The sequence below is a fragment of the Streptomyces mobaraensis NBRC 13819 = DSM 40847 genome (assembly GCF_017916255.1).
In the GTDB taxonomy this organism is placed as follows: Bacteria; Actinomycetota; Actinomycetes; order Streptomycetales; family Streptomycetaceae; genus Streptomyces; species Streptomyces mobaraensis.
Window position 1 is genome coordinate 7,564,352 of sequence record NZ_CP072827.1, and the last position, 9,734, is coordinate 7,574,085.

Sequence of the window (9,734 nt, forward strand, 5' to 3'; positions counted from 1 at the left end):
TATGTCCCGCGTCTTGGCCCCGCCCCGGGCTGGGCCGTTCCCCAAGCCGCCCCTGACGAAGATTCTCTCGATGAGGAGTGACCGTGATCAGTGAAGTGCCGCCCCAGTCTTGGGAGCCGGGGGACATGGAGCCGGAGTTCTACCTCGATGTTCCCGGCGCGAGGCTGGTGACGACCGATGTGCTGCTCCAGGTCCAGGACACGATCGCCGAGACGGTCGAGGCGAGGGCGATGTCGCTGATCTACGGCGAGTCCGGTCTGGGCAAGACGTTCGCCACCCGCGCCGCGCTCAAGACCATCGCACCGGATCTGTTGCTGTCCCTGCAGTTCGCCCGCTCGCGCCCGGGCCCGAAAGACCTGCGCGAGGAACTTTTCCACCAGCTGCGCCTGCCCGGGAAGATGCCGGGCACCGCCACCCCCTTGTACCGGCAGCTGATGGCCGCGCTGCCGCGGCGCCCGTACGTGATCGTGTGCGACGAGGCCCAGCAGTACAACCGCGCCTGTTTCGAGCTGATCCGCAACCTCTGGGACAACAGCCGAAAACAGCGGCCGGCCGTGCTGTTCATCGGCGGGCACGAGGCGTACGACACCCTGCAGAGCGACCCGTCCCTGGCCTCCCGGCTGTGCGCCCGGCGCGAGGTGAAGGCCATGTCTCCCGAAGAAATGCTGCAGGTCATCCCGCTGACCCATGCCATCTGGGCCACTGCCGGCCCCGAACTCCTCGAGCACATCGACGTGCGTCACGCCGACGGCTCGATGCGCGAGTGGGCCAAGGTCACCCACTACGCCCTGAAAGGCCTGAAGCACTTCAAGACGGACACGGTCGATCAGCAGGTAGCTGACTGGGCCCTGGCCCAGTGCTGACGGCTGCCCGGCGCGGCGGCACCGGCCCGTTGCTCGCCCCGGTGCCGAACCCCGTTGATCCCTCAGCGCACTTCCTGGACGGTGAAGGCCTTCAAGGGCTGTGCACCCCCGGCCTCCTGGACGTTAGCCGCGCCGTCGAGGTCTGCTTCGCCCGGCGCGCGATGCTCTGTGTGACCGGTGCCTCCGGTGTGGGCAAGACCTTCGCCGCCCACGCCGTTGCTCGCGGGCCACCCAGCCCACCGGTCCATGCGTGCTCAGCCTGCCCTCCCGCCCCACCCCGGCCGACCTGCGCACGGCTTTCCATGACGCCCTTCACCTTCCCGGCCCGCCGCCCGACGACCCCGGGGTGTGCGACGCCGCCGTCCTGGACGCGCTGGCCGCCGGGCCCGCAGACCGTGGTGGTCGACGAAGCACACCAGCTTTCCCTCGCCGCCCTCGAGTACCTGCGCTACCTCTACGACAGCCTGCCCGACGGCCTGTGCACCGTGCTGATCGCCGGAGAGAAGAGCGAGAGCGTGCTGCGCGATACGCCGATTGCTGGGCACCCGGGCCGCCCTGTGGTGCGAGATCCGCCCGCTGGATGCTGACCTGGTGCCACTCGCCGCCCGCCGCCTGCACCCGCTGTGGCGGCAGGCCTCCGGTGCCCAACTGCGCCATCTGGACGGCCACTTCGCGCACGGCCGGCTGCGGCCGCTGGGCCTTGCTCACCCACCAGGCCCGCCGTATCCGATCCACCGCCCCCGCCGCCTGCCGCAGATGGATCGAGCAGCTCGCCGCCCGCGTGGACGACGGGAGCATCGGGTGACGCCGACGGTGCTCCGCTCCGGCCCCCATCCCGCCGCTCGCCCTCATCACCGACACGGCGGACGATGTGGCGCTGGCCCGCGCGGCCCGCCACTGGGCCAACCCCCGCCAAGGCCGGATCACGGTCGATCCCACCCCCGCCACCGTCACTTCCGCGTTCCTTGCCCGCGACATCCTGGCCGCGCTCGGCCGCACCGCCTACGCACCCACCCACAGCCCGGTCATCACCGCACAACCGGCCTGGCGGGCCGCCGCCTGCTGGATCACCATCGATGACATCCGCCAGCTGACCGTCCTGCGGGCGCACATGCTCACCCCCGAACGCACCGAACAGCTCTCCGTGCTCCGCGAGGTGACCGGCATCCGCCTGATCCTGATAGCCAGCGGCGCCACCACCGGCGAGCGTGCCCGCCTCACCACGCACCTCGCCGAAGCCGGCCTCGCCGGTGAACTCGAGCACCTCGACACCCCCGCCGCCCTGCGCCTGTTCACCCAGCACGCCGCACCTCGGCCGAGCCTTCCGAGCCCGCGCCCCGCCCGGCAGCAGCCATCGACAACAAGATCCTCTGCCGCAACCGTGGCACACGGCGCTCCACCCGCCAGACGGTCCGCGCCCCGCCTCTTCGGCCAGCATCGTGCAGGGCTGCTCGCCGCCCACAACTGGCTGGCCTGGCACCGCGCCACCTTGCCGGCACTGCCCGACCAGCGCGACGTGGAGCTCTTCCTGTCGCGCCTGACTGCGCTCAGCCCCACCCTCGAGTACACCACCGCCCGCATCCACGGCGCCCGGGACGGCTTCGCGGCAGCCGGCCTGCGCCTGGCCCACCCCGCTGATCTCGCCGCCGCCGGCGGCCCGGGCATCTGCACGGTCCCGTTCACCGCCCAGGTCGCGTACCGCATCAGCCGGGCTGTACCCGGACCGACCCAGGTCGCCGCGCTAGCCGCCTTGTTGTGTACCGGAGCCGCCACCGACCGCCTCGTCCACGCCACCGTCGATGACGTGCACCACGACGGCTCCCGGCTCGCCCTGCCCGAGCCTTTCAGCGGCGAGTACGACCAAGACCATCCGCCACCCCGCGTCTGGTACGCGATCCCGCCCCACGCACGGCCCTACCTGCAAGCCGCACGCCTCTTCCGCCAGCTCGAAGGCGCACCCGGCCACTTCCACCTGTTCAGCAAATCCTTCGGCCACCGCCTCAAAGCCCTCGTGAAGGATGCCAGCCACCCCATCCCCACCCTCGACCACCCGCACCCCGGCCCAGCCTGGCACCACCAGGCCCGCCTGCTCCGCACATGAGGAGCCGCACACCTCCCTCCCACACGGCCACAGGACCGCACGGACAGATTCCACGCACGTGAAGGCCGCCTCACCTAGACCGACAAACCGAGATCAGCCGTGACAGACCCACCCCGCGCGCAGGGGCGCGACGATAAGGATGAGGACAAGGAGCTGCAATGCCGGACACGAGCCTGCCGAGAAGGCCGTGGAACACACGGTGATCAGCGCTGACCACGTACACACTGCGGAGACGGCCCAGCAACGCCAACGGACGTTCGTTCCGCCTTCCGAGTCCTACCTGCCTGGCGTCCAGGAGCCGGCGGGCGACGCCCTGCTGGACCAGCTGTTTTATGCGACGGTGGACGAATGCCCTGATCCCACCTGCCGCCCGCTGCTCCTCGACCCGCGTCGCGGCCAGCGTAGGGGCGACGCGCAAGCTGGTGGACTGGGCATGCTGGATCACGTCCGAGGTGTACGGCGGGCTTCCCGAGGAGCTCGTGGACGAGGTCGCGTCGGCGGGCACCATTTTCCGCCCCTCGACCACCTTCCGCCGACACGCTGCGGAATACCACAACCAGGGGCCACCCTTCGGCGTTATGTACGACGCGTGCAGTGCCGCGCAGCGTCGGGAAGCGGCGGACAACGCGGTTGTCTTGGTCGATGGGCTACAGGTGTGGTGGACGGACTTCCTCTACCAGTGACCGGCCCCTGCCTGGGCCCGCCGCCCGGAGCGTATGACGTGCTCGCCTCAGCCTTCCGGCCGGTGTGCCTCCCTCACCCAGGGCAGTCCGGGTCCGTGGAACACGGCATGCAACTCGGCCGGGTAGCTGTCGAACCCGGCCCGTACCGGGTACGCCGCTTGCGGAGCTGAATCTCGCGTCCGGTAATGACGGGCCGGTAGGAGGCGGCGACGATGATCCTCCCCGCCTCATCGACGACAGGCCCGGCCTCCTCCAGGTGCTGCCGGGCGGCGAGGACGATTTCCATGGCCCGCTCACTGCGGCTGCGCCGCGCCTGGGGCCCCCGCCGCGCGGACGCGTGCGTCGCCGGCGGCGGGGCCCATCCGCAGATCCTTGAGCGCCGCTCGCTGCGCCTCGGCCAGGCCCTTCCACCGCACATGCTGCGTTTGCACCCATTTTCCGAGGCCACTGCCGCGGAACCACCGTGGTCCGGCAAGGAGTCCGGCCCGTCGGCCGCCCTCGGCCCGGAACAGGCGAAGTCGCACGAGCTGGCGGTGCCAGATCGCATTCCAGACCGCGTCGGGCGGCAGGCCGATCCGCGCATGTGCGAGGGCGTAGACGACCAGGACGTGGTCGCGGGCCTGCCCGATCAGCTCGCGCGCCTCGCCGAGTCCGCCGCCTGCCGCTTCGTGCGCGTCGTCACTGCCCGGCTCCTGGACGGCGTCTGCGGCGTTGAGCGCGGCGTGGGCCCGGTGCAGTGGGAGGTGGAGGCCCTGGAGCCGACCGAACTCCGGAGCCCTCGCCGCCGTCACCCCGTACGCCGACGTGACCTCCTCGCCCGGCAGATCGCCCGCGAGGAAGAGCAACGCTGCGCCCTGGCCGCCTTCCTGGACGGCTGAGACGCGGCAGGCGGGGGAGCACCCTTGTAGCGCTGTTCCGGCGCGGGGGCGCTCAGCGGGTGGCAGTGCCGGGCGCAGCGATGCCAGTGGAGAGTGCCGTCCTTCGCGCGCAGATCCCAGCCCACTTCTGGATCGGGCAGGGGCCGGGGCGGATGGCCGCAGCCCGAGGACTGCGGCCATCCGGGATTTACCGGCGGATCTGAATCGTGATGGCGGGAGCCGCAACTGCGAGCAGAGCCAGTCCGACTGGTGGGGAGACTGTCAGGGCGATGGCCGTGCCGCTCACGGTGCAGGCCGCTGTGAAGCCGAAGGTCACCCACCTCAGGGAACGGCTGTAGTTGGCACCGCCTTCTTCCTGGAGCTCGGCTCCCGGGCTGGGCTCGGTGTGCTCTTCTGCTGTACGTTCCATTGACAGAGGTACCGCCTCTTTCGCGATTGGGAGGCCCGGAGCACCAAGTGCTTGCCGGCGTCGATGCTCCGGAGCCCCCGATTGGACGCGGCTGGAGAAGCCCACCAGGCCGCCTGTGGGGCCCTGTTCAGCGCCTCACACATCAAATGATGTAGCCCGTCTGAGGGGTCGTCCGGTACTCTCAACTACGGATTAACTCGCATGACATGCTGACCAGAGAAACCGGAAATGGGTGAGTAATTGATGGATCACAGAGCATGAGAATCAATCCGTAGTTTCCAAAAGGTGGATCGAGATGCGTCCCAAGGACGGCAAGGTCGACACACGCCTTGCACACCTTCAGACCCTTCGCAGCCGCATGCTCGGGGGCGTCAACCAGGTCATGCGCCGGATCTGGGAGCAAGGGCAGAGGCCCGCCTCCGTCCGAGTCCGTCAGGCCTTCTACCGGCTTGACGAAATGAGGATCTTGGAAGACGAGCGGAAGCCGCTTCCGAAGGAGGAGCAGCCGTTCGCGGCCCGCATGGTCACCCCGAAAGGACTCCAACTCCGGCTCATGCTGACGATGCTGTACGCCGCGCAGTGCGCCGTGGGGCCGGGCAAGCAGTGGGGCACCCCCTATCCCGTGGAGTCGACGGCAAAGCACCCGGTGTCATGGATGAGCCTGTCGGCTTCTGTGAGCCAATACGCCGGTCCTGGCATCCAGCTGGCGTCCGAGGACGTCAACCGCCGACGCCAGATCACCCAAGCCTTGAAGACGCTGGAGGAGATGGCCCTCGTGCGGGCCAACACCGGACCTGGCCGCTTCAGCACCGGATTGCAGCTCCTGTGCGAGAACGGGACCAGCACCGTCAGCTCGGCCATCCCGTACACCGCCGCTGACGACACTGAGCCGTACATCGAGATCCCGGCCGAGTTCTTCACCTGCGGCTGGGTGCATGTGCTCACCAACAGCGAGATCGCCGCCTTGCTCATGTGGTTCGACCGTCTCAAGTACGCCGGCGCCGAAGTCGGCGCCGAGGAGGGCGACCCGCTCACCATTACCTACGTCACCGGCGATATAAGGCAGGGCCTTTACGGGTTGGGGCGGAAGGCATACGAGACGCACCAGGCCCTCGACGCCTACCAGCTCCTCGACGTCATCAGGCCCGAGAAGCGCTACGACTCCGGCAAGTGGGAGGGATATTCGCAGGGTGAGTCGGACCTGCTCTGCCACCGAGTCTCCCTCGCCCCCGCCGGCTTCGACCGCGATGCGGGAGAGATCGTGGAGGACGTACTAAAGCGCCGTGACACCGGCGGGTACTGGGCACGACCCATGTTCAGCACGCCGAAGCGCTTCGACCGCTTCAGCATGGTCTCCGCTGCCGAGTAGAGCGGGTGTCGGACCGCCTTCGGCCCTCCAGCCCAGACCAGTGCTACCGCCGCGAACACGTGAACGGCGCTACACCCCTCCGCCCTGCCTTCCGGACAACAGTGTCCCGGTGCGGGGGCGAAGCTGACTCCTATGAAGTCACGGAAGCCCGGCCGGCCACGCGCCAGACGGCATCGCCCGGCCGGCCCACGATTCACCACGAGGACAACTGAAGCGTCAGACAGGTGGAGGGCCAGACCTCCGGGCGATGCCATGGCCAATCCTCACTGTCAGGTGAGGAGGCCGAGGCGTTGCGCTTCCTGACGCTGGGTGTCGGTGAGGCGGTCGCGGCGGCTGCGGGTGTTGCTGCGCCAGATGCCGAGGCGGACGTGTTCCTCGCGGAGCCCGTCGTCGCCGTGATCGATACGGATGGTCTCCCGGTGCGCACGCGGGACCCGCACATGCCCTTCGCGCGCCTTGTACTGGCGCAGAGCCGCTGTGCCGCGTTCCCATGGGGTCGCCGTGGCCGGCAGCACGACGGCACCGGCTGCTTCGAGGGCCGGGAGGGCGGCGGTTTCGAGTTCACCGGCCGGCACGCGGATGCCGAGCACGGCGAGCCGCTCGCGCTGACCGGCGCTCAGGCCCTGCCAGGAAAGGTGCTGCTCGGCGATCCAGGCACCGACATCTTCCCCGTCGACCATCAGGCCGGGCCGGAGGTCGGCCAGCTGCGCCCCACCGTCCAGACACCATTTCACCTTCGCCCAGCGCCGCTGCCAGGCCAGGGGCCACTGGGGATTCCAGTCGGGGTCGATCGCCTCCAGCAGCTCCCGCCGCCGCTGCGCCCGCTCGGGCTTCTTCCCCAGGCCGTGGGGCTTGCGCAGGTTGGACAACTCCTGACCCACGGGCTGCCCTTCGAAGACCGCTGCCAGAGGAGCGGCGAGAGTGCCGTGCTCGTCGTAGTAGCGCCGGTAGACCGCGATCTTCGCCGCGAACCGCGCGTCGGCCCCCTCCCACTCCATGCCGAGCTCGTCCAGCAGCTGGAACCTCCACGCCCGCAGCGTCCCGTCCCGGTGCGCCCGCCGCTGCTCGGCGCACCACTGCCCCAGCGCATAGTCCCTCTCCCAACCGTCACCGGGCTGCGCCTGACTGCTGCGCGGGACGCGTTCCTGCAGAGGGACGCGGGCGTGCCCGTGCCCGGCCACCCACCGGCACAAAAGGTGGTAGCCGGTCAGCCATACCTCGGACTGGGGCTGCAGAACCCGGGTACGCAGGAACCGCGCAACCGTGATCGCATCGCGCGGAGCGAAGAACCGCAGCAGCGCCGCATCCCCCGGCATCCCCTCGCACCCGGCCGCGCCCCCGTCCTTCTCGGCGCCCTGCTGTTCCTGGCCTGTGCCGGTGTCGCGGATGTACTGGGGGTCGTCGACGAGGACCTCGTCGGCGGTTCCGCGGCCGCTGTGCTCCTGGCGCAGGACGAGTTTCTCGATGATCTGCTCATCGTGGGCGCGCAGCGCCTGGAGGACAGCGACCAGGGGCCGGTAGCTGGGGGAGGACACCATGTCCTGCGGGTCCTCATCCGGCCGGAGGAAGATAGGCACGAGGACCCGCGCGATCTTTCCTTCGCCGGGCGTCTGCCGTAGTGCGCGGCCGGTGTTCTGCACGACATCGACCACACTGCCGCGGGTGTCGGCGAACACCACGGCGTCGACACCGCGTCTCCCGGTGATGTCCGCGCCCTCCCCGAGGACCTTGCACGTCGCCAGGAACGACATCACCGTCTCGGCGCCGTCGTCGTCGAGCCCGTCGGCGAACCGGCCCACCACCTGCCGACGGTAGCCCAGAGGGTGCTCACCGGAAAGCCATTCCGCCACCGTCCTGGCAGGGTCCGGGTAACGACCAGGGTCGCTCTCGTACAGGTCGGTGGCGACCGAGGGCAGGCTCCGGGCGAAGCCCATCGCGTCCCGGGTGCGGTGGTGGAAGGAGAGCACAGACCGCAGCCCGCTCTCCTTCCAGCGCGTCAGCAGCGCGGCCTGCAAAGCCGCCAGCCGCCGCTCCCGCGCCTGCTGCTCCGTCAGCTCGTCCTGGGCGGCAGGGTCGCGGATCTCCAGCACGTCGATCTCGAACCGGGCCAGGACACCGCGCTCGATCGCTTCCAGCAGCCCGAAGCCGATCTGCCGCCCGTAGATCTCCTCATCGTCCATAGAGGCGACCAGCTGCCCGCCCACCCCCTCCTCCCCACGAGCCGGCCCCGCCTTGCCGTCCACGGATTCCGGGATCTCCCACAACCGGGGCGTGGCCGTCATGTACAGCCGGCGGTCTGCCCGGATGCGCGTGTTGTCATGGATGATGGCCCACGGCTTCCCCCGCGCTCCGGAGGTGCGGTGCGCCTCGTCCACGACGGCGAGGTCGAACGGAGCCAGTTGCTGTCCGTACAGGCCTGCCATGGCCTCTTCCAGCGGTCCCGGCACTATCTCGCCGCCCCGGCGGCGGTACGCGAGCGAGGCGTAGGTCGCGAAGACCGTGACCGGTCCGCTACCGCCCCACAGCGCCAGCCGCGGCGCACTCGTGGTGCACCGTACCCCCAGCTCCTTCAGTTCCTCCGCGTTGCCTATCGGTGAGCAGACTGCGATGCCCGGCTCGGTGTGGCCGGCGGTCCTCCACCACGCCACTGTCTGGACCAGTAGGTCGAGCGTGTGGACCATCACCAGGACCCGCCGGCGCGGGGCCAGCCGTCGTGCCACTTCCCGGCTGATCCATGTCTTTCCTGAGCCGGGCGCGGCAGCAAGGGTCACCCGTAGCCCTTTCTCTGGGATCCCGGCCCCGGGTTGGGGCTGGAGTTCTGCCACCACCTTGTTGAGGAGGTCGGGTTGATGGTCACGTGCGGGGATGACGGGCTCACCGAGAGAGCGGGCCTGTCGGTCGGACATGGGGGCCGTGGGCATGATGAATTCCTTCCAGACCATCAGGAGGCGAAGGCCAACAGAGGAGGAGGTCGCCGGAGGGGGTGGGCGTATCCCCAAACCTTACGGATGATGCATCCGGTTGCCGGGGTAGCATGGAGAGGTGAGTCGCAAGTTCACGCTACCGGAACCCGGTGATCGTCGGGGTGGTCGGCCCTCCTCTTTCGGGTGAACCCTCAGGCCGTCGTTCTGGACATCGCCCTGGAACAACGGCAGAAGACCTGATGGGTGGTCAGCCATGGAACAAGAGGAGAAGTACCAGCAATCTCCCAGGTTGTAAAGCCAGTTACTCGCACACCGCCCCCATCCCGCAGCTGGCTGCTTTAGGAATTCGCGGAGCGGATTCCGTCTGGCCGGATCGCGGAGCGATCCGAGCCGCAGACAACGGAGTTGTCTGCACCGGCCACGGAGTGGCCGGCCAAGCCGCGCGGAGCGCGGCGACCTTCCGCCGCGTAGCGGCGGCGCGTCGTGTCTGCGGAGCAGACCGCGCGC

Annotated in this window: 8 protein-coding genes; 7 read left to right on the forward strand and 1 reads right to left on the reverse strand. The window is 69.4% G+C overall.

Annotated features, from left to right (window positions below; translation table 11 throughout):
* Positions 1 to 83 precede the first annotated feature (83 nt).
* The 7 genes from J7W19_RS32510 (at position 84) to J7W19_RS32540 (ending at position 6,303) form a co-directional block, all read left to right on the forward strand.
* Positions 84 to 863, forward strand: a complete 780-nt coding sequence (locus J7W19_RS32510; protein ID WP_233478035.1) for an AAA family ATPase — start codon at positions 84 to 86, stop codon at positions 861 to 863.
* The gene (locus J7W19_RS32515; RefSeq protein WP_210455231.1) at positions 857 to 1,450 is read left to right on the forward strand and encodes an ATP-binding protein; all 594 of its coding nucleotides are present in this window, start codon (positions 857 to 859) and stop codon (positions 1,448 to 1,450) included. The genes J7W19_RS32510 and J7W19_RS32515 overlap by 7 nt, the downstream gene beginning before the upstream one ends.
* The gene (locus tag J7W19_RS32520; protein ID WP_210455230.1) at positions 1,444 to 1,668 is read left to right on the forward strand and encodes a hypothetical protein; all 225 of its coding nucleotides are present in this window, start codon (positions 1,444 to 1,446) and stop codon (positions 1,666 to 1,668) included. Before J7W19_RS32515 ends, J7W19_RS32520 begins: the two co-directional genes overlap by 7 nt.
* A gap of 66 nt (positions 1,669 to 1,734) precedes the next feature.
* Positions 1,735 to 2,964 (forward strand): hypothetical protein, encoded by a 1,230-nt coding sequence (locus J7W19_RS32525; RefSeq protein ID WP_210455229.1) that lies wholly within the window; start codon positions 1,735 to 1,737, stop codon positions 2,962 to 2,964.
* A 332-nt stretch (positions 2,965 to 3,296) separates the two neighbouring features.
* The gene (locus J7W19_RS32530; RefSeq protein WP_233478034.1) at positions 3,297 to 3,647 is read left to right on the forward strand and encodes a hypothetical protein; all 351 of its coding nucleotides are present in this window, start codon (positions 3,297 to 3,299) and stop codon (positions 3,645 to 3,647) included.
* Between the two features lie 284 nt (positions 3,648 to 3,931).
* Entirely contained in the window at positions 3,932 to 4,525 is a 594-nt protein-coding gene (locus J7W19_RS32535; RefSeq protein WP_004954756.1) for a hypothetical protein, read from the forward strand.
* An 866-nt stretch (positions 4,526 to 5,391) separates the two neighbouring features.
* Positions 5,392 to 6,303: a hypothetical protein gene (locus J7W19_RS32540; RefSeq protein ID WP_233478033.1), complete on the forward strand. Its 912-nt coding sequence runs from the start codon at positions 5,392 to 5,394 to the stop codon at positions 6,301 to 6,303.
* A gap of 269 nt (positions 6,304 to 6,572) precedes the next feature.
* Here the strand turns inward: J7W19_RS32540 and J7W19_RS32545 are convergent, their stop codons facing one another.
* Positions 6,573 to 9,224: a DEAD/DEAH box helicase gene (locus J7W19_RS32545; protein ID WP_411848851.1), complete on the reverse strand. Its 2,652-nt coding sequence runs from the start codon at positions 9,222 to 9,224 to the stop codon at positions 6,573 to 6,575.
* Positions 9,225 to 9,734: the final 510 nt, after the last annotated feature.

What these genes read in the sequence shown, in the direction of transcription:
- J7W19_RS32530 (WP_233478034.1), top strand. Translation starts at nt 3,297, where the DNA reads ATGCGACGGTGGACGAATGCCCTGATCCCACCTGCCGCCCGCTGCTCC.
- J7W19_RS32520 (WP_210455230.1), top strand. Translation starts at nt 1,444, where the DNA reads ATGCTGACCTGGTGCCACTCGCCGCCCGCCGCCTGCACCCGCTGTGGC.
- J7W19_RS32540 (WP_233478033.1), top strand. Translation starts at nt 5,392, where the DNA reads ATGAGGATCTTGGAAGACGAGCGGAAGCCGCTTCCGAAGGAGGAGCAG.
- J7W19_RS32535 (WP_004954756.1), top strand. Translation starts at nt 3,932, where the DNA reads ATGGCCCGCTCACTGCGGCTGCGCCGCGCCTGGGGCCCCCGCCGCGCG.
- J7W19_RS32545 (WP_411848851.1), bottom strand. Translation starts at nt 9,224, where the DNA reads ATGCCCACGGCCCCCATGTCCGACCGACAGGCCCGCTCTCTCGGTGAG.